At 62.6% G+C, this 449-nt stretch carries 1 pseudogene; it reads right to left on the bottom strand.

The features are described from left to right. Positions 1-111 precede the first annotated feature (111 nt). Positions 112-449 (bottom strand): annotated as a pseudogene (locus DVK00_RS20970) (ABC transporter substrate-binding protein); the annotation flags it as partial.

Raw genomic sequence — 449 nt, 5'->3', positions numbered from 1 at the left:
TACAGAAACGCGACGAGTACCGCAGCTGTCGGGAGCAACAACAGCGCCGCCTGAAGCGTCGAATCGTACGGTTTTGTGGCAGTAGACATGTGACTGACGTGTCGAGGGAGCCTACTGGCTCCCGTCGTAGTTGCCGTTGTACCCGGCGAGCGCCTCGCCGACCTGCGTGTCCATCCGCGACAGTCCCTCCTCGACGCCGAGTTGGTCGTTGATGATGCTGACCGATATCTCCTCGTTAATCGACCGGGTCTTGGGGAACACGCCCATCACCGCGCCGCGAGTCGCGGGCGTGTCTTCGGTGTCTTGTAGCTGGTCGAACGCCGTGCTGAAGTTGGGGTTGTTCTCGAACCAGCCGTCGTCCGTGAGCTGGTCGATGGAGCTCTGTCGGACCGGGAAGTAGCCGCTGTTGCGGTGCCAGCGCGCCTGCTGCTCGGTCTGGGTGACGTAGG

Origin of the sequence: Haloarcula sp. Atlit-47R (genome assembly GCF_003665985.1) — an archaeon.
Taxonomy (GTDB): domain Archaea; phylum Halobacteriota; class Halobacteria; order Halobacteriales; family Haloarculaceae; genus Haloarcula; species Haloarcula taiwanensis.
This window is presented reverse-complemented; position numbering and strand designations above follow the sequence as displayed.